We start from the raw sequence: 20,986 nt of genomic DNA, 5'->3' as shown, positions 1-20,986 counted from the left end.
GACCGATGCACAAGGACTATGGCAGGTTCTGCTGGTACGAACTGATAACCCCGGACGTGTCCGCCGCCGAACGCTTCTATGCGTCGGTCGTCGGCTGGACGACGAAGGATTCCGGCATGCCGGGCATGAACTACACCCTCGCCTATGCCGGCGAAAGCCAGGTGGCCGGCCTGATGGATATTCCCGCCGAGGCGAAGGGCATGCCGCCGCTCTGGATGGGCTACATCTTCTCCGACGATCTCGAAAAGACGCTGAAGGACATCGCGGCCAACGGCGGCCAGGTCCACCGCCAGCCGCAGGACATTCCCGGCGTCGGCCGCTTCGCAGTCGCCGCCGACCCGCACGGCGCGGTTTTCTCGCTCTTCAGCACCGAGGACGAAGGCCCCGAACAGCCCGGCATGATGACGCCCGGCCATATCGGCTGGAACGAGCTGATGGCCGGCGACCTCGACAGCGACTGGGACTTCTACGCAAAGACCTTCGGCTGGACGAAGGACAGGGCCGTGGACATGTCGGAAGGCGGCATGGGCATCTACCAGACCTTCGCGGTGCGCGGCGGCAACGCCATCGGCGGCATGATGACCAAGCCCGCGGACCTGCCCGCCCCGCCCTTCTGGGGCTACTATTTCGTGGTCGAGGGACTGGATGCCGCGATAAGGCGGGTGACGGACGGTGGCGGGCGTATCCTGATGGACCCGATGGAAGTGCCCGGCGGCGCCTGGATCGTCAATTGCCTCGATCCGCAGGGCGCGCATTTCTCGCTGGTCGCGGCGACCCGCTGAGCCCGAGGCGACGCGGGCACTCCGCCCCATCGGAGCCGGCCGGCGCGATGGCGCTTGCAATCTGTCTTCGCATTGCACAAACTCCCTTCGATGACGGCACAAGACCGTCACCGAGGGGAATAAGCACGTATGTCGATCAAGGCCGGTATCTACCACCTTACCCACTACAAATACGACAATCCGGTCCGCCTCGGACCCCAGATCATCCGGCTGAAGCCGGCGGCGCATTCCAAGACCAAGGTGATCAGCCATTCGCTGAAGGTCTCGCCGGAAAATCATTTCGTGAACCTCCAGCAGGACCCCTACGGCAACTATCTCGCCCGCTACGTCTTCCCCGATCCGGTGACGGAGCTGAAGATCGAGATCGACCTCGTCGCCGACATGACGGTCTACAATCCCTTCGACTTCTTCGTGGAGGAACAGGCCGAGCACTGGCCCTTCGACTATCCGGCCGATCTCGTCGAGGACCTGAAGATCTACCGCACGCCCGAGCCGCTGACGCCGGCGCTCGACGCCTTCATGGCGACGGTCGACCGCACGCCCGGGCAGCGCACGGTGGACATGGTGGTCGGCCTCAATGCCCGCCTCCAGCAGGAGATCGGCTACGTCATCCGCATGGAGCCCGGCGTGCAGTCGCCGGAGGAAACGCTGACCATCGCGAGAGGGTCGTGCCGCGATTCCAGCTGGCTGCTCGTGCAGATCCTGCGCAATCTCGGCCTCGCCGCCCGCTTCGTCTCCGGCTACCTCATCCAGCTGACGCCGGACCTCAAGGCGCTCGACGGCCCCTCCGGCACCGAGGTCGATTTCACGGACCTCCATGCCTGGTGCGAGGTCTACATTCCCGGCGCCGGCTGGATCGGCCTCGACCCGACTTCGGGCCTCCTCACCGGTGAAAGCCACATCCCGCTCGCCGCCACCCCGCACTATCGCAACGCCGCGCCGATCAGCGGCGGCTATTTCGGCGAGGCGAACACCGAATTCGACTTCGCGATGACGGTCACCCGCGTCGCCGAGCACCCGCGCATCACCAAACCCTTCTCCGACGAGAGCTGGGAGGCGCTGAACGCGCTCGGCCGCGACGTGGACAACGTCCTCGCCGCCAATGACGTGCGCCTCACCATGGGCGGCGAGCCGACCTTCGTCTCCATCGACGATTTCGAATCGGAGGAATGGAACACCGCCGCCGTCAGCCCCACCAAGCGCGAGAAGGCCGACACCCTCATCCGGCGCCTGCGCGAACGCTTCGCGCCCGGCGGCTTCCTGCATTACGGGCAGGGCAAATGGTATCCCGGCGAGAGCCTGCCGCGCTGGACCTTCTCGCTCTACTGGCGGCGCGACGGCAAGCCGATCTGGCGGAACCCGGACCTCATCGCCGAGGAGGGCAGCGATGCCGGCGTCGGTGAAACCGATGCGAAGGCCATCCTCACCGGCATCGCCGAGGAGCTCGGCGTCGAACCGGACATGGTGCAGCCGGCCTACGAGGACCCCGCCGAATGGATCGTCAAGGAAGGCAACCTGCCGGAAAATGTCGATCCCTCCAATTCGAAGCTGGAGGACCCGGAGGAGCGCAGCCGCATCGCCCGCGTCTTCGAGCGCGGCCTGACCGAGCCGACCGGTCATATCCTGCCCATCCAGGCCTGGAACGCCCGCGCCACGGACCGGCGCTGGATCAGCGAGAAATGGCGCACCCGCCGCGGCAGGATCTTCCTCGTGCCGGGCGACAGCCCCGTCGGCTACCGCCTGCCGCTCGGCGCCCTGCCCCACCTTTCGCCCTCTGCCTATCCCTATATCAACCCCGCCGACCCTTCCGAGGACAGGCCCCCGCTGCCGGACTTCGCGGTCACCGGCCGCACGATGGCCGAGGCCTCGTTCCAGCCGGGCGAGGCCGGGCAGGACCGCGTCGAGCAGGTCCGCAGCGATATCGTCGGCGCCGTGCGCACGGCCATGAGCGTCGAGGCCCGCGACGGGCGCCTGTGCATCTTCATGCCGCCCGTCGAGCGAATCGAGGACTATCTGGAACTGGTGACCGCCGCGGAGCGCGCCGCCGACCGGCTCGGCCTGCCCGTCCATATCGAGGGCTATGCCCCGCCGCACGACGAGCGCCTCAACGTCATCCGCGTCGCGCCCGATCCCGGCGTCATCGAGGTCAACATCCACCCGGCCTCGACCTGGGACGACTGCGTCGGCATCACCACGGCGATCTACGAGGAGGCGCGCCAGTCCCGCCTCGGCGCCGACAAGTTCATGATCGACGGCCGCCACACCGGCACCGGCGGCGGCAACCATGTGGTCGTCGGCGGCGCGAACCCGAACGACAGCCCGTTCCTGCGCCGCCCGGACCTCCTGAAGAGCCTCGTGCTGCACTGGCAGCGCCACCCCTCGCTCTCCTATCTCTTCTCCGGCCTCTTCATCGGCCCGACCAGCCAGGCCCCGCGCATCGACGAGGCCCGGCACGATTCGCTCTACGAGCTGGAAATCGCGCTCTCGCAGGTGCCGCCGCCCGGCGAGGGCGCGCCGCCGCTGCCCTGGCTCGTCGACCGCCTGTTCCGCAACCTCCTGACGGACGTCACCGGCAACACGCACCGCTCGGAAATCTGCATCGACAAGCTCTTCTCGCCGGATGGCCCGACCGGCCGGCTCGGCCTCGTCGAGTTCCGCGGCTTCGAGATGCCGCCGAACGCCCGCATGAGCCTTGCCCAGCAGCTCCTCATCCGCGCCCTCATCGCCCGCTTCTGGCTGAACCCGGCCGAGGGCCGCTTCGTGCGCTGGGGCACCACGCTGCACGACCGCTTCATGCTGCCGCATTATGTCTGGCAGGATTTCCTCGACGTCCTCGCGGACCTCAAGGCGAACGGCTTCGAGCTGCGCCCGGAATGGTTTTCCGCCCAGCTCGAATTCCGCTTCCCCTTCTGCGGCGAGGTGGAATACGAGGGCGCCAACCTCGAACTGCGGCAGGCGCTGGAGCCATGGCATGTCATGGGCGAGCAGGGCGCCATCGGCGGCACGGTGCGCTATGTCGACTCATCCGTCGAGCGCCTCCAGGTGAAGCTGGAGACCGCCAATCCCGAGCGCTACGCCGTCGCCTGCAACGGCCGGCCGATGCCGCTGAAATCGACGGCCACGAAGGGCATCTCGGTCGCCGGCGTGCGCTTCAAGGCATGGCAGCCCGCCTCGGGCCTCCATCCGGTTCTGCCCGTCAACACACCGCTTACCTTCGACATTTATGATACATGGTCGCGCAGAGCGATCGGGGGCTGCATTTACCACGTTGCCCATCCGGGCGGACGCAACTATGACACCTTCCCGGTAAACGGCAACGAGGCCGAGGCGCGCCGGCTGGCGCGGTTCGAGCCCTGGGGGCACAGGGCGGGCGGCTATACGCTGTGGCCGGAAACACCGCCGGCGGATTTCCCGCTGACGCTGGATCTGCGCCGGCCGCCGGGCATCTAGCCCCTGGAGCATTTCCAGCAAAAGTGCGAAGCGGTTTTGCGTTCGGAAATGCGACAGAACAAAAAGCAAGAGCGTTTTCGCGATTCGAAGAAGAGCGGAAATGCTCCGGGAGACATTGAGTGAAGACCACGAATGCGGAAGCGGAGCGCATCGAGGCCGCGGCGGCGGAATCCTCCGCGCGCGCCTATGCGCCCCTTCCGGGCGTCGCCGACGAGATGGTGGACACGGAGGGCGAGGTCCGCCCCGTCTGGCGTCCCCTCCTCTGCGCGCTGGAGCGCATGGACGAGAGCGAGCTTGCCGGCCGCTTCGCCCGCGCCGACCGCTATCTGCGCGATGCCGGCGTCTTCTACCGCGCCTATGGCAAGGAAGCCGGCACCGAGCGCGCCTGGCCGCTCTCCCACGTCCCCGTCGTCATCGACGAGGAGGAATGGGAGAATCTTTCGCGCGGCCTCGTCCAGCGCGCCGAACTGCTGGAAGCCGTCATCGCCGATATCTACGGCCGGAACGAGCTGGTCGCGAAGGGCCTGCTGCCTCCTGCCCTCGTCGCCTCCAACGAGGAATTCCTGCGCCCGCTCGTCGGCGTGCAGCCGGCCGGCAGGCATTTCCTCCACTTCGTCTCCTTCGAGATCGGCCGCGGGCCTGACGGCAACTGGTGGGTGCTCTCCGACCGCACGCAGGCCCCTTCCGGCGCCGGCTTCGCGCTGGAGAACCGCGTGGCGACGACCCGCGCCTTCTCCGACGTCTATGCCGAGATCCACGCCCACCGCCTCGCCGGCTTCTTCGGCGCCTTCCGCAGCGCCCTGCAAGCGGGCAAGGCGGCGGAGGACCGCATCGCCGTCCTCACCCCTGGCCTTGCCAACGAGACCTATTTCGAGCACGCCTATATCGCCCGCTATCTCGGCTTCATGCTCCTGGAGGGGGAAGACCTCACCGTCGTCGACGGCAAGGTCATGGTGCGCACCGTCGCGGGCCTCAAGCCCATCGGCGTGCTCTGGCGCCGCCTCGACGCCGCCTTCGCCGACCCGCTGGAACTGAACCAGAACTCCCATATCGGCACGCCCGGCATGGTCGAGGCGCTGCGCTCCGGCTCCGTCACCTTCGTCAACGCGCTCGGCGCGGGCATCGTCGAGACGCGCGCCTTCCTTGCCTTCCTGCCGAACATCTGTCGCCACCTGCTCGGCGAGGAGCAGCGCCTTCCCTCCATCGCGACCTGGTGGTGCGGCCAGAAGGGCGAGCGCGAGCACGTCACCGCCAATATCGAGCGCATGGTCATCGGCCCGGCCTATTCCACCCGACCCTTCTTCGACGACAACCAGCAATCCGTGCTCGGCTCCAGCCTGCGCGACACCGCCAAGCACTCCATCGCCGAATGGCTGGCGAGCGACGGCGCGAAACTCGTCGGCCAGGAGGCCGTCACGCTCTCCACCACGCCGGCCTTCGTGGACGGCAAGCTGGTGCCGCGGCCCATGTCGCTGCGCGTCTTCGCCGCCCGCACTCGCGACGGCTGGCAGATCATGCCGGGCGGCTTCGCCCGCATCGGCGCCGGCGACAATGTGGCGGCCATCGCCATGCAGGAGGGCGGCTCGGCCGCCGACGTCTGGATCGTCAGCCGCAAGCCCGTCGAGCGCACCTCGCTGCTGCCGGCGAAGGAGGAATTCACCCGCACCCTGCCCGGGAGCCTGCCGAGCCGCGCGGCCGACAACCTCTTCTGGCTCGGCCGCTATATCGAGCGGGCGGAAGGGGCGCTGCGCGTGTTGCGCGCCTGGCACGGCCGCTACGCAGAATATGCCGACCCGGAACAGCCGCTCCTCAAGGACGTCACCGACTATCTCGACGCGCTCGACATCGACACGGCCGAGGCCGTGCCGACCAGCCTCATCCGCAACATCGACAGCGCGGTCTTCTCCGCCAGCAACATCCGCGACCGCTTCTCACCGGACGGCTGGCTGGCGCTGAACGACCTATCGAAGACCGCCCGCCGCTTCCATGTCAGCATCGAGCCGGGCGACGACGCGACCCGCGCCATGACCGTGCTGCTGCGCAAGCTCGCGGGCTTCGCCGGCCTCGTCCACGAGAACATGTACCGCTTCACCGGCTGGCGGTTCCTGTCCATCGGCCGCTATCTGGAGCGCGGCCTGCACATGACGCGCCTGCTCGGGCACCTCTCCGGCGAGGACGCGCCCGACGGCGCGCTCGACATGCTGCTGGAGATCGGCGACAGCGTCATGACCCACCGCCGCCGCTACAACGTGGCGACCGCGCGCCTCACCGTCACCGACCTCCTGGCGCTCGACGCGCTCAATCCGCGCTCGATCCTCTACCAGCTCAACGAGATCAAGAACGAGATCGAGCAATTGCCGAACGCCTATTCGAACGGCCAGATGTCGCCCTTCTACCGCGAGGCCATGCGCCTTCACGCGGGGCTGGCTGTGATGACGCCGGAGACGATGACGGACGCGGTCTACAAGCGCCTCGAGACCGAGCTCGAAAAGCTCTCCGACATCCTCGCGCAAACCTATCTGAGCTGAGCGAAGGGGAGACGCCGAACCATGCTCTACGACGTCAACCTCCATATCAGCTATCTCTACGACACCCCCGTTTCCGGTGGCCGACATATCGTGCGCGTGCTGCCGCTCTCGATCAGCGGCCGCCAGCGGCTCGTCGCCGGCACGGTCGGCGTCTCGCCCGGCCCGGGCGAGCGCGTCGACCACCACGACTTCTTCGAAAACCCGATGAGCGCCATCCTCTTCCGCAGCCAGCACGAGCGGCTGGACATCCGCATGCAGGCCCGCGTGCAGGTCGATGCGCCGGAGGCCACCGCCGATTTCTCACCACGCCTTACCGAACTGCCGGAGGACCTTGCCGACTACTGGTCGCTCGACGCCAATTCGCCGCACCACTATACTGGCCCGAGCCCGCGGCTGACGGACTGCCCGGAGATCGCCGAATACGCCCGCGCGATCGCGAAGCCCGGCATGACGGTCCGCGCCATCGGCGCTGCCCTCTGCGCCCGCATCCACGAGGATTTCACCTACGACCCGAAGGCGACGAGCGTCGACACGACGCCGCGCGAGGCCTTCAGGCTGAAGCGCGGCGTCTGCCAGGACTTTTCCCATGTGATGATCGTGGCGCTGCGCAGCCTCGGCATTCCGGCCGGCTATGTCAGCGGGTTCCTGCGCACCATCCCTCCGCCGGGCAAGGAGCGGCTGGAGGGCGCGGACGCCATGCATGCCTGGGTGCGCTTCTGGGGCGGGCGGGTGAGCGGCTGGATGGAACTCGACCCGACCAACGACATTCCCGCCGGCACCGACCATATCGTCGTCGCCTACGGCCGCGACTATGCCGACGTCGCCCCCGTCATCGGCGTCCTGAAGGGCTACGGCCAGCACAAGACGAACCAGGCCGTCGACGTCATCCCGGTACGGCCGGCACCGTGAATTCCCGTTTGGAAACAGCGACAAGCGGCGGGATTTCGGGACCCGCGCAATTTTACGAAAACTATACCACGCGCTCGAACCGTTGAATAACACTTCGCTGGTAGCTTCACCCCACATTATGACGATGGTGGGTGAAGTCTCATGAAGAAGATGACGGAAGAACGCAGCCTGCTGGCCCGCTTGCGGGATGACCGCCGCGGCAATTTCGCGATGATGACAGCCTTCGCGCTCCCGGTCATCCTGGGCGCCGGGGGCTTTGCGATGGATATCAGCAACATGGTGCTGAAAAAGGCTGAGTTACAGGATGCGCTCGATAGCGCGGCGCTTGCCGCCGCCTCCGCCCTGACGAACGACAAGAAGAGCATCACCGAAGCCAAGGCTATCGCCCTTACCTTCTTCAAGACCCAGATGATCAACAAGAACGGCGACGCGGGAGCAGCTTCCGCCTTCAAGATCGACGTCGAGGAAAAGGCCCTCGCCGGCAGTGCCAAGTCGTTCAAGGTCAGCACGTCCAGCGGCCTTACGGTTGAGTTCAATCCCCTCAGCCGCCTGCTCGGCCAGAAATCGACCACAGTCTCCGCCAATGGCACGGCCGAAGGCGCGACCGGTTCGAAGAACGCATTGTCCATGTTCCTCGTGCTGGACAGGTCTGGCTCGATGTCGTTCCAGACAAACGAGATCGCCAGCAAGACCGTGGCCTGCCAGAACTGGACGAGCTCGAACTGGGGCGGCAGCCCGAAGGCGACGACACCATGCTACGTCAGGAAGATCGGCGCCCTGAAGACGGCGGTGGCAAGTCTCTTCGGCGTGCTGAACAAGATCGATCCCAACAACGAATATGTGCGTGCCGGCGCCGTCTCTTACAATGACGTCATGCAGCCGGAAACGCAGCTGACCTGGGGTACGAGCGGAGCCATGTCTTACGTCAACGCCCTGCCGGAAAAACCGGAAGGCGGCACGGATTCCCACAGCGCCTTTGCAAAGGCATTCGAGAAGCTGGCCCCGAGCGATCCCTCCAAGGAGACGGAAATCGGCGCGCACAAGCAGAAAAGCGGACTGGAGCCAGTCAAGTTCATCGTCTTCATGACGGACGGCGAGAACACCCATTATAATGGGAAGGATGGCACCGCGAATGCGAAGAAATCCGACGACGAAACGCTGAATTCCTGCACCGCCGCCAAGGCCGCAGGGGTGACAGTCTATACCGTCGCCTTCATGGCGCCGACCCGCGGCCAGACGCTACTGAAGGCCTGTGCCTCGAGCGCTGCGAACTACTATGCGGCGGAAGATATGTCGGGGCTCATTTCTGCTTTCGAAGAAATCGGAAAAAGCGCGGCGGCCATTGCCTCGCGCCTGACCCAGTAGTTTCCAGCAACAAGGCTACATCAGAAAGCCCGCCGCGCTCCGCGCAGCGGGCTTTTTCGCGTCTCGAAGCCGTTTCAGCCCTGCCGAAAATGCATGCGCCCTTTCTTGAAAAGGCATATTGCAAGCGCTTCGGATAGATGCATAAATTGATTTAAACGCGATTTTCGACTGATCGAACGCTGAGAATGCAAAGGGGCAAAGTTCGCCGATGATGAACAGGGTAACCAACAACGACCTTGCCCCCGCCCCTCGATCATCGGACCGTGAACAGCTCGCCACAGAACTTCTCGAACGTCTCAAGTACCGTATCGGCAAGGACCCGAAAGTCGCCAAGCCGCACGACTGGCTGACGGCCGCGATCCTCGTCGTGCGCGACCGCATCACCGACAAGTGGATGGACTCCACGCGCCGCACCTATTCCACCGGGTCGAAGCGCGTCTACTATCTCTCGCTGGAATTCCTCATCGGCCGCCTGATGCGCGACGCCATGACGAATATCGGCATCCTGGACGAGATGCGCCATGCGCTCGCCTCGCTCGGCGTCGATCTCGACGTCATCGCCGAGCTGGAGCCGGATGCCGCGCTCGGCAATGGCGGCCTCGGGCGCCTCGCCGCCTGCTTCATGGAGAGCATGGCGACGGTCGACGTGCCCGCCTATGGCTACGGCATCCGCTACGTGCACGGCCTCTTCCGCCAGCAGATGGCGGACGGCTGGCAGGTGGAGCTGCCGGAAACCTGGCTCGCCCACGGCAACCCCTGGGAATTCGAGCGCCGCGAAAGCTCCTACGAAATCGGCTTCGGCGGCGCCGTCGAGACGATCAATATCGGCGAGGACAAGCAGCGTTTCGTCTGGAAGCCCGCCGAGCGCGTCATCGCGACCGCCTATGACACGCCGGCCGTCGGCTGGCACGCCAAGCGCGTCAACACGCTGCGCCTGTGGTCGGCCAATCCCATCGACCCGATCCTGCTCGATGCCTTCAATGCCGGCGACCATATCGGCGCCCTTCGCGAGAGCAACAAGGCCGAAAGCCTAACGCGCGTACTCTATCCGGCCGATGCCACGCCGGCCGGCCAGGAACTGCGCCTGCGCCAGGAATTCTTCTTCTGTTCGGCCTCGCTGCAGGACATCCTGCGCCGCCATCTCCAGCAATATCCGGATTTCAGCTCCCTGCCGGACGCCGTCGCCATCCAGCTCAACGACACGCATCCCGCCGTTTCCGTCGCCGAGCTGGTGCGCCTGCTGACCGACGTGCACGGCCTCGATTTCGATGTCGCCTGGGATCTCGCCCGCCGCACCTTCTCCTATACGAACCACACGCTCCTGCCGGAGGCGCTGGAAAGCTGGCCGGTGCCGCTCTTCGAGCGCCTTCTGCCGCGCCACATGCAGATCGTCTATGCGATCAACGCCAAGATCCTCATCGAGGCCCGCAAGGAAAAGGGCATCGACGACCAGCGCATCCGCAACATCTCGCTGATCGAGGAATCGGGCGAGCGCCGCGTGCGCATGGGCAACCTCGCCTTCGTCGGCTCGCACTCGATCAACGGCGTGTCGGCGCTGCATACCGAGCTGATGAAGGAAACGGTCTTCGCCGACCTGCACAAGCTCTATCCCGACCGCATCAACAACAAGACGAACGGCATCACGCCTCGCCGCTGGCTGATGCAGTGCAATCCGGGCCTCTTCGAGCTGATCCGCGAATCCATCGGCGACGCCTTCATGGACGATGCCGAGGCGCTGACGGCGCTCGACGCCTTCGCCGACAACCGGGATTTCCAGGAGAAGTTCGCCGCGATCAAGCGGGAGAACAAGAATCGCCTCGCGAACCTCGTCGGCAGCCGCATGGGCGTGCGCATCGATCCCGCCGCGATGTTCGACATCCAGATCAAGCGCATCCACGAATACAAGCGCCAGCTCCTCAACATCATCGAGGCCGTCGCGCTCTACGACCAGATCCGCTCGCATCCGGAGCTGGACTGGGTGCCGCGTGTAAAACTCTTCGCGGGCAAGGCGGCGCCGAGCTATCACAATGCCAAGCTGATCATCAAGCTCGCCAACGACGTGGCCAAGGTGATCAACAACGACCCGGCCGTGCGCGGCCTCCTCAAGGTCGTCTTCGTGCCCAACTACAATGTCTCGCTCGCCGAGATCATGGTGCCCGCCGCCGACCTTTCCGAGCAAATCTCGACGGCCGGCATGGAAGCCTCGGGCACCGGCAACATGAAGTTCGCGCTGAACGGCGCGCTCACCATCGGCACACTCGACGGCGCCAATGTCGAGATGCGCGACCATGTCGGCGCGGAGAACATCGTCATCTTCGGCATGACCGCCGAAGAGGTGGCGAAGGTGCGCGCCGAGGGGCACAATCCCCGCGCCATCATCGAGCAGTCGCGGGAGCTTTCCCAGGCGCTCGCCGCCATCTCCTCCGGCGTCTTCTCGCCCGACGACCGCAACCGCTTCACCGGCCTCGTCGACGGCATCTACAATCACGACTGGTTCATGGTGGCAGCCGATTTCGACGCCTATGCGAAAGCCCAGCGCGAGGTCGACGCCATCTGGACCGACAAGCCCTCCTGGTACTCGAAGACGATAAGGAACACCGCCCGCATGGGCTGGTTCTCCTCCGACCGCACCATCCGCCAATACGCAACGGAAATCTGGAGAGCCTGATGACCGCACCGCCAAAAAAAGGCACGACGGAACAACCGTCAGAGCTTCTGGCGAAGGCGGACATCGACGCGATCTTGGAGGGAAGGCACTGGGACCCGTTCGCAGTGCTGGGCCTTCACGCGTCTGGCGACACGTTCGTCGCCCGCTGCTTCCTGCCCGGAGCGAGCGAGGTGGCGGTCGAGACGCTTTCCGGCAGGGAGATCGGCACGCTGACGCGGGTCGCCGAGGCCGGCATCTTCGCCGGCGAGGTCGCGGCGAAGAAGCTCCAGCCGGTCCGCTACCGCGCCCGCAATGCCGGCGGGGAATGGACCGTCGTCGATCCCTACAGCTTCGGCCCCGTGCTCGGGCCGATGGACGACTACTATATCCGCGAAGGCTCGCATCTTCGCCTCTTCGACAAGATGGGCGCCCATCCGATGACGCTGGAAGGCGTCGAGGGCTTCCACTTCGCCGTCTGGGCGCCGAATGCCAGGCGCGTCTCCGTCGTCGGCAATTTCAACGAATGGGACGGGCGGCGGAACCCGATGCGGCTTCGGCGCGACACCGGCATCTGGGAGATCTTCCTGCCGGGCATTACCGAAGGCCATGCCTACAAGTTCGAGATCGTCGGCATGAACGGCGAGGTCCTGCCGCTCAAGGCCGACCCCTTCGCCCGCCGCTCGGAACTGCGCCCCAACAATGCCTCCATGACGACCGGGCCGATTGCGCAGGAATGGGAAGACGAGGCGCATCTTGCCCATTGGGCCTCCGTCGATGCCCGCCGCCAGCCGATCTCGATCTACGAGGTCCATGCCGGCTCCTGGCAGCGCCATGGCGACGGGGCGTTCCTGACCTGGGACGAGCTGGCCGACCATCTCATCCCCTACTGCGTCGACATGGGCTTCACCCATATCGAGTTCCTGCCGATCTCCGAATATCCCTTCGACCCGTCCTGGGGCTACCAGACGACGGGCCTCTATTCGCCGACCGCCCGCTTCGGCGAGCCGGAAGGGCTTGCCCGCTTCGTCAACGGCTGCCACAAGGTCGGCATCGGCGTCATCCTCGACTGGGTGCCGGCGCATTTCCCGACCGACGCGCATGGCCTCGGCCATTTCGACGGTACCGCGCTCTACGAGCATGCCGATCCGCGCCAGGGCTTCCACCCGGACTGGAACACGGCGATCTACAATTTCGGCCGCGCCGAAGTCCTCTCCTACCTCATCAACAACGCGCTCTACTGGGCGGAGAAATTCCATCTCGACGGCCTGCGCGTCGATGCGGTCGCCTCGATGCTCTATCTCGACTATTCGCGCAAGCACGGCGAATGGGTGCCCAACGAATACGGCGGCAACGAGAACCTGGAAGCCGTGCGCTTCCTGCAATCCATGAACCGCCATGTCTATGGCGGCCATCCCGGCATCCTGACCATCGCGGAGGAATCCACCTCCTGGCCCAAGGTCTCGCACCCCGTTCACGAGGGCGGGCTCGGCTTCGGCTTCAAGTGGAACATGGGCTTCATGCACGACACGCTGCAATATCTCTCGCGCGAGCCAGTGCACCGCAAGTTCCACCACAACGACATGACCTTCGGCCTGCTCTATGCCTTCACGGAGAATTTCGTGCTGCCGCTCAGCCACGATGAAGTCGTGCACGGCAAGGGCTCGCTGATCGCCAAGATGACTGGCGACGACTGGCAGAAATTCGCCAATCTCAGGGCCTATTACGGCTTCATGTGGGGCTATCCCGGCAAGAAGCTGCTCTTCATGGGCCAGGAATTCGCCCAGTGGCAGGAATGGAGCGAGGCCCGCTCGCTCGACTGGAACCTTCTGGAATATCCGCTGCACGAAGGCATGCGCCGCCTCGTGCGCGACCTCAACGGTACCTACCGCCGCAAGGCCGCGCTCCATGCCCGCGACTGCGAGGGCGACGGCTTCGAATGGCTGATCGCCGACGACCGCGAGAACTCGGTCTTTGCCTGGCTGCGCAAGGCGCCGGGGGAAAAGCCGATCGCCGTCATTACCAACTTCACCCCCGTCTATCGCGAGAACTACGGGGTGCCGCTGCCGGTGGAGGGCCGGTGGAGGGAGATCCTCAACACCGATGCCGAGATCTACGGCGGCAGCGGCAAGGGGAACGGCGGCGCCGTCGAGGCCCGCAAGCACGCAAATGGAAGAATAGCCGCCGCCATCACCCTGCCGCCGCTGGCGACGGTGATGCTCGAGCTGGACGCATAACAGAAGCTGGGAGGACACAATGGAGCAGAAGCGCAATCAACCCCTCGCCCGTGACGCGATGGCCTATGTTCTCGCAGGCGGACGCGGCAGCCGCCTGAAGGAGCTGACCGACCGGCGCGCCAAGCCCGCCGTCCATTTCGGCGGCAAGGCGCGCATCATCGACTTCGCGCTCTCCAATGCGCTCAATTCCGGTATCCGCCGCATCGGCGTCGCCACCCAGTACAAGGCCCATTCGCTGATCCGCCACATGCAGCGCGGCTGGAACTTCTTCCGTCCCGAGCGAAACGAGAGCTTCGATATCCTGCCCGCCTCCCAGCGCGTCTCCGAGACCCAGTGGTACGAGGGCACCGCCGACGCGGTCTACCAGAACATTGACATCATCGAGGACTACGGCGTCGAATACATGGTCATCCTCGCCGGCGACCACATCTACAAGATGGACTACGAGCTGATGCTCCAGCAGCACGTGGATTCCGGCGCGCAGGTCACCATCGGCTGCCTCGAAGTGCCGCGCATGGAAGCGACCGGTTTCGGCGTCATGCATGTCGACGAGAAGGACCAGATCATCGCCTTCGTGGAAAAGCCGGCCGACCCGCCGGGCATTCCCGGCAACCCGGACATGGCGCTCGCCTCGATGGGCATCTACGTCTTCCACACGAAGTTCCTGATGGACCTCCTGCGCCGCGATGCCGCCGACCCGACGTCGAGCCGCGACTTCGGCAAGGACATCATCCCCTATATCGTCGAGCACGGCAAAGCCGTCGCCCACCGCTTCGCCGCCTCCTGCGTGCGCTCCGATTTCGAGCGCGAGGCCTACTGGCGCGACGTCGGCACCATCGACGCCTACTGGCAGGCCAATATCGACCTGACGCATATCACCCCGGAACTCGACATCTACGACGGCTCGTGGCCGATCTGGACCTTCGCCGAGATCAAGCCGCCGGCCAAGTTCGTGCATGACGACGAGAACCGCCGCGGCTCGGCGACCTCCTCGCTCATTTCGGGCGACTGCATCATCTCCGGCGCCTCGCTGAACCGCAGCCTGCTCTTCACCGGCGTGCGCGCCAACTCCTATTCCCGCCTCGAAGGCGCCGTCATCCTGCCGAACGTCATGATCGGCCGGCACGCGCAGCTGAGAAACGTCGTCATCGACAGCCGGGTCGTCATCCCGGAAGGCCTCGTTGTCGGCGAGGACCCGGAACTCGACGCACGCCGCTTCCGCCGCTCGGAGAACGGCATATGCCTCATCACCCAACCGATGATCGACAAGCTGGAGCTCTAGCCCGGACATGAACATCCTTTCGGTGGCATCCGAAGTATTCCCGCTGATCAAGACGGGAGGCCTTGCCGACGTCGCCGGCGCGCTGCCGATCGCACTCGCCGGGCATGGCATGCACATGCGCACGCTGATGCCTTGCTATCCCGCCGTCATGCAGCGGCTGGCGAAGACCGAGGTTGTGGCGACCTTCGAGGACCTCCTCGGCGAACCCGCCCGCATCCTCGCCGCGACGCACGAGGGCATCGACATCCTCGTGCTCGACGCGCCGGGCTTCTTCGACCGGCAGGGCGGGCCCTATACGGATGCCACCGGTAAGGATTTCGTCGACAACTGGCGGCGCTTCGCCGCCCTTTCGCTTGCGGGCGCCGAGATCGCCCGCGGCCTCATTCCCGGCTGGCAGCCGGATATCGTGCATGCCCATGACTGGCAGGCGGCGATGACGGCCGTCTACATGCGCTATACCGGCCTCCAGCACATCCCCACCGTCGTCACGGTGCACAACCTCGCCTTCCAGGGCCAGTTCGGCCCGGAGATCTTCGCCGGTCTCGGCCTGCCGCCGGAAGCCTTCTCGGTCGAAGGGCTCGAATATTACGGCGATGTCGGCTTCCTCAAGGGCGGGCTGCGCACCGCCTGGTCGATCACCACCGTCAGCCCCACCTATGCGCACGAGATCATGACGCCGGAATACGGCATGGGGCTCGAAGGCCTCATCAATGCGCGCGCCGGCGATCTCGTCGGCATCGTCAACGGCATCGACACCGCCGTCTGGAACCCGGAGACCGACCCGCATATCGCCCGCTCCTTCGCCGCCGGCTCGCTGAAGAAGCGCGCGATGAACCGCAAGGCCCTTGTCGAGCGCTTCAACCTCGTCGAGGACGACGGGCCGATCTTCTGCGTCGTCAGCCGCCTCACCTGGCAGAAGGGCATCGACATCATCGCCGAGGTCGCCGACTGGATCGTCGAGCGGGGCGGCAAGCTCGCCGTGCTCGGCTCGGGCGACCAGGGGCTGGAAGGCGCGCTGCTCGCCGCCGCCTCGCGCCATCGCGGCCATGTCGGCATCGTCATCGGCTACAACGAGCCGCTGTCTCATCTCATGCAGGCCGGCAGCGACGCCATCCTCATCCCGTCACGCTTCGAGCCCTGCGGCCTCACCCAGCTCTACGGCCTGCGCTACGGCTGCATTCCCATCGTCGCGCGCACCGGCGGCCTTGCCGATACGGTGATCGACGCCAACGAGGCCGCCCTTTCCGCCCGCGTCGCCACGGGCTTCCAGTTCACGCCGATCAATGCGGAGGGCCTGCGCCAGGCATTGCGCCGGGTCTTCAAGGCATGGCACGAACCGAAAGTCTGGGCCCGCATACAGAACCAGGGCATGAAGTCGGACGTTTCGTGGGAGAACAGCGCCGCGCGCTACGCCGACCTCTATTCCAGCCTCCTTTCGCGAGTATAGAAGATGACCATCAAGACCGTCCCGACCACGCCCTACAGCGACCAGAAGCCCGGCACCTCGGGCCTGCGCAAGAAGGTCCCCGTCTTCCAGCAGAAGAACTATGCGGAGAACTTCATCCAGTCGATCTTCGACAGCCTGGAAGGCTTTGCCGGCGAAACGCTGGTGATCGGCGGCGACGGCCGCTTCTACAACCGCGAAGTGATCCAGCTCGCCATCAAGATGGCCGCCGCCAACGGCTTCGGCCGCGTGCTGGTCGGACGCGGCGGCATCCTCTCGACGCCCGCCGCCTCCAACGTCATCCGCAAGAACAAGGCCTTCGGCGGCATCGTTCTGTCGGCCAGCCACAATCCGGGCGGCCCGACCGAGGACTTCGGCATCAAGTACAATATCGGCAATGGCGGCCCGGCGCCGGAGAAGATCACCGACGCCATCTTCGCCCGCACCAAATCCATCGATAGCTACAGGATCGCCGACGTCCCCGACGTCAATCTCGACCTCGAAGGCACCCACGAGATCGAGGGCATGACGGTCACGGTCATCGACCCCGTCACCGATTATGCCGAGCTGATGGAACAGCTCTTCGATTTCGACGCCATCCGTAGCCTGCTTGCCGGCGGCTTCCGCATCGTCTTCGACGCCATGAGCGCCGTCACCGGCCCCTATGCCAAGGAAATCCTCGAAAACCGCCTCGGCGCCACCAAGGGCTCGGTCCTCAACTTCATGCCGCTGCCGGACTTCGGCGGCCATCATCCGGACCCGAACCTCGTGCATGCCCGCGCGCTCTACGACACGATGATGGCCGACGATGCGCCGGACTTCGGCGCGGCCTCGGACGGCGACGGCGACCGCAACCTCATCATCGGCAAGGGCATCTTCGTCACGCCCTCCGACAGCCTCGCCATGCTCGCCGCCAATGCCCATCTCGCCCCCGGCTATGCCAAGGGCCTCGCCGGCATCGCCCGCTCCATGCCGACCTCCGGCGCGGCCGATCGCGTGGCGGAAAAGCTCGGTATCGGCATCTACGAGACGCCGACCGGCTGGAAGTTCTTCGGCAACCTGCTCGACGCGGGCCTTGCCACGATCTGCGGCGAGGAGAGCGCCGGCACCGGCTCCAACCATGTGCGCGAGAAGGACGGCCTCTGGGCGGTGCTGCTCTGGCTCAACATCCTCGCCGTGCGCAAGGAAAGCGTCATCGACATCGTCCGCCAGCACTGGGCGACCTACGGCCGCAACTACTATTCCCGCCACGACTACGAGGAGGTCGACAGCGATGCCGCGAACGGCCTGGTGGCCAACCTGCGCGACCAGCTCGCCACGCTTCCCGGCAGGAGCTTCGGCGCGCTCAGGGTCGAGACGGCGGACGATTTCGCCTATCACGACCCGGTCGACCAGTCCGTCAGCAAGAACCAGGGCATCCGCATCCTCTTCGAGGGCGGCTCGCGCGTCGTCTTCCGCCTTTCCGGCACCGGCACGTCGGGCGCGACGCTGCGCGTCTATATCGAGCGCTTCGAGCCCGACGCCGCCCGCCACGATATCGACACGCAGGAAGCCCTTGCCGACCTCATCGCCGTCGCCGACGAGATCGCCGGCATCAAGAGCCGCACCGGCCGCACCGAACCGAGCGTGATCACGTAAGATGGCCTTCACCGCCCCCTCCTTCGCACCGGGCGCCACGCTCTCCGGGGACGGGGTGGAGTTTGCCGTCTATTCGCGCGACGCCGCCCGCGTCGACCTCTGCCTGTTCGACAACGAGGGCGACAGGGAACTCGCCCGCCTCACCATGGGGCGGGACGAGAACGGCTTCCACCGCGTCTTCGTCGAGGGCGCGGTGGCCGGCACCCGCTACGGCTTTCGCGCCGACGGCGTCTATTCCCCCGACCACGGCCTCTGGTTCGATCCGGCGAAGCTGCTGGTCGATCCCTATGCCAGGGAACTCGACCGCCGCTTCGTGCATGACGGGCGGCTTGCCGTCTTCGGCGCGGACACGGCGGATATCGTGCCGAAGGCCATCGTCACCCGCGACCGCCCGGTCGCGGTAAAGCCCCCGCTCTTCCGCCCCGGCGGCTTCGTCTACGAAGTGGCCGTGCGCGCCTTCACCATGCTGCATCCCGACGTGCCGGAGACGATGCGCGGCACGGTCGGCGCGCTCGCCCATCCCGCCGTGCTCGCCCACCTTAAGCGCCTCGGCGTCGATGCCGTGGAGCTGATGCCGATCACCGCCTGGATCGACGAGCGCCACCTGCCGGCGCTCGGCCTTTCCAATAGCTGGGGCTACAACCCCATCGCCCTGATGGCGCTCGACCCACGCCTCGTGCCTGGCGGCATGAAAGAGCTGGCCGACACCGTCGCGGCGCTGCGCGCCGAGGGCATCGGCACCATCCTCGACCTCGTCTTCAACCATTCCGGCGAGAGCGATCGCCATGGCGCGACGCTCTCCATGCGCGGCCTCGACAACCTTACCTATTACCGCCACGTGCCGGACCGGCCGGGCGAATTGATCAACGACACCGGCTGCGGCAACACGATTGCCGGCGAACACCCCGTCGTGCGCCAGCTCGTGCTCGACAGCCTTTGCCATTTCGTCCGTCATGCCGGCGTCGACGGCTTCCGCTTCGACCTCGCCACCATCCTCGGCCGCGAGGCGGACGGCTTTTCCGCCCATGCGGCGCTGCTTGCGGAGATCTGCGCCGATCCGCTGCTCAAGGACCGCGTGCTGATTGCCGAGCCTTGGGACATCGGCCCCGGCGGCTACCAGCTCGGCAATTTCCCGGCACCCTTCCTCGAATGGAACGACCGCTTCCGCGACGATGCCCGCATGTTCTGGCGCGGCGACAGCCACAGGCTCGGCCCCTTCGTCACCGCCTTTGCCGGCTCGGCCGACATCTTCTCCCGCCACGGCGGCACCGGGACCCGCAGCGTCAACTTCCTCGCCGCCCATGACGGCTTCACGCTGGCCGACCTCGTCTCCCATGCGGTGAAGCACAACGAGGCGAATGGCGAGGACAACCGCGACGGCCATAACGAGAACCATTCCTGGAACAACGGCGCGGAAGGCGCGACGACAGACGGCATGGTGCTCTCCGCAAGGCGGGCGGACGTGAAGGCCCTGCTCTCCAGCCTCTTCCTCTCCCGCGGCACGATCATGCTGACGGCGGGCGACGAGGGCGGGCGCAGCCAGGACGGCAACAACAACGCCTATTGCCAGGACAATGCCATCACCTGGATGCACTGGGACCGGCTGGACGAGGGCCTGATCGAGCACACCGCCATGCTCTCGGCGATCCGCAAGCGCTTCCCGGCGCTCGGCGAAACGGCTTTCCTCAACGGTGAGAACGATGTCGAATGGCTGACGCTGGCCGGCACGCCAATGACCGTGGCGGACTGGGAAGCCCCCTTCGCCGGCACGCTTCTCGTCCTTTTCAGGACGCCCGACCGCCAGCAGAAGCGCACCGTCCGCCTCGCAATCGCCCTCAATCGCACACACGGCGAACAGGCGCTCGCCCTGCCGCCGCCGCAAGGACGCGGTTGGGTGAGCCTGCTTGCCGCCAACCACCTGCCGACCGGCTCGCTCCCTGCGCGCACGGTGGAGATTTTTGTCGAAAACTATTGAAATTCATTGCCCCGACAAACCGCGTCTCTAAGAGCATTCTCAGCAAAAGCGCGAAGCGGTTGCGTTCGGAAATGCGGAAATGCTCTGTAAGAGACCCGAATCGATCGATGGAAGACCCGATGCCTGCCAATATTCATTTGAAAGATGTCGCCGCCCTCGTCGGAACGGAGCTGGGCGTGTCCCGCTGGTTCACTGTCGACCAGACCATGATCGACCGCTTCGCCGATGCGACGGAAGACCACCAGTTCATCCATACCGATCCCGAGCGCGCGGCGGCCGAAACCCCCTTCGGCGGCACCATCGCCCACGGCTTCCTCACCCTCTCGCTGCTTTCGGCGATGAATTTCGACTGCGTGCCGCGCATCATCGAGCAGACGATGGGCATCAACTACGGCTTCGAGAAGGTCCGCTTCATGACGCCGGTGAAGAGCGGCGCGCGCGTGCGCGGCCGCTTCGTGCTCGACGAGGCCCGCTTCCGCGGCGCCGGCATGGTGACGATCCGCTACAATGTCTCGGTCGAGATCGAGGACGAGCGCAAGCCGGCGCTGACGGCCGAATGGATCACCATCATCCAGTTCGATCCGAAGGACCGGCCGGAGGATGTGTAGGGGGTGAAGGAAGGCCCTCCCTAAATCCCTCCCCACAAGGGGGAGGGACTTAACCTGCCGCTCTTTCTGCATTCCATTTTGAATGGTGAGCAAGCCGCCTCCTTCTCCCCCCTTGTGGGGGAGA

12 protein-coding genes are annotated in these 20,986 nt (G+C 65.7%); all 12 read left to right on the top strand.

Annotated elements, in window-relative coordinates:
- The first annotated feature begins 5 nt into the window (after positions 1-5).
- Positions 6-782: a VOC family protein gene (locus tag ACZ1A1_RS22895; protein WP_463621727.1), complete on the top strand. Its 777-nt coding sequence runs from the start codon at positions 6-8 to the stop codon at positions 780-782.
- A 129-nt stretch (positions 783-911) separates the two neighbouring features.
- Positions 912-4,232, top strand: a complete 3,321-nt coding sequence (locus ACZ1A1_RS22890; protein WP_463621726.1) for a transglutaminase family protein — start codon at positions 912-914, stop codon at positions 4,230-4,232.
- Between the two features lie 149 nt (positions 4,233-4,381).
- Complete coding sequence (locus ACZ1A1_RS22885) at positions 4,382-6,760, top strand: circularly permuted type 2 ATP-grasp protein (RefSeq protein ID WP_463621737.1); 2,379 nt, start codon at positions 4,382-4,384, stop codon at positions 6,758-6,760.
- A 21-nt stretch (positions 6,761-6,781) separates the two neighbouring features.
- Positions 6,782-7,669 carry a transglutaminase family protein gene (locus ACZ1A1_RS22880; protein WP_463621725.1) on the top strand — a complete coding sequence of 296 codons (888 nt, stop codon included), beginning with the start codon at positions 6,782-6,784 and terminating at the stop codon, positions 7,667-7,669.
- Between the two features lie 141 nt (positions 7,670-7,810).
- Entirely contained in the window at positions 7,811-9,034 is a 1,224-nt protein-coding gene (locus ACZ1A1_RS22875; RefSeq protein WP_463621724.1) for a vWA domain-containing protein, read from the top strand.
- Between the two features lie 208 nt (positions 9,035-9,242).
- Positions 9,243-11,702, top strand: coding sequence for a glycogen/starch/alpha-glucan phosphorylase (locus tag ACZ1A1_RS22870; RefSeq protein ID WP_409529993.1), 2,460 nt, complete (start codon positions 9,243-9,245; stop codon positions 11,700-11,702).
- The gene (gene glgB / locus ACZ1A1_RS22865) at positions 11,702-13,915 is read left to right on the top strand and encodes a 1,4-alpha-glucan branching protein GlgB (RefSeq protein WP_463621723.1); all 2,214 of its coding nucleotides are present in this window, start codon (positions 11,702-11,704) and stop codon (positions 13,913-13,915) included. Before ACZ1A1_RS22870 ends, glgB begins: the two co-directional genes overlap by 1 nt.
- A 19-nt stretch (positions 13,916-13,934) precedes the next feature.
- A complete protein-coding gene (glgC, locus tag ACZ1A1_RS22860) occupies positions 13,935-15,197 on the top strand; it encodes a glucose-1-phosphate adenylyltransferase (RefSeq protein ID WP_313193155.1) in 1,263 nt (420 codons plus the stop codon).
- 7 nt (positions 15,198-15,204) lie between these two features.
- Entirely contained in the window at positions 15,205-16,644 is a 1,440-nt protein-coding gene (glgA, locus tag ACZ1A1_RS22855; protein ID WP_463621722.1) for a glycogen synthase GlgA, read from the top strand.
- Positions 16,645-16,647: 3 nt separating this feature from the next.
- Positions 16,648-18,279: an alpha-D-glucose phosphate-specific phosphoglucomutase gene (locus ACZ1A1_RS22850; protein WP_463621721.1), complete on the top strand. Its 1,632-nt coding sequence runs from the start codon at positions 16,648-16,650 to the stop codon at positions 18,277-18,279.
- A gap of 1 nt (position 18,280) precedes the next feature.
- Positions 18,281-20,254, top strand: coding sequence for a glycogen debranching protein GlgX (gene glgX, locus ACZ1A1_RS22845; protein ID WP_463621719.1), 1,974 nt, complete (start codon positions 18,281-18,283; stop codon positions 20,252-20,254).
- A 119-nt stretch (positions 20,255-20,373) separates the two neighbouring features.
- On the top strand, positions 20,374-20,862 hold the full coding sequence (locus tag ACZ1A1_RS22840) for a MaoC family dehydratase (protein WP_313193159.1): 489 nt from the start codon (positions 20,374-20,376) through the stop codon (positions 20,860-20,862).
- Positions 20,863-20,986 lie beyond the last annotated feature (124 nt).

The organism is Shinella sp. R2-11 (assembly GCF_055330205.1).
The sequence above is the reverse complement of the archived record's forward strand: the minus strand, read 5'-3'. Positions and strand labels throughout refer to the sequence as shown.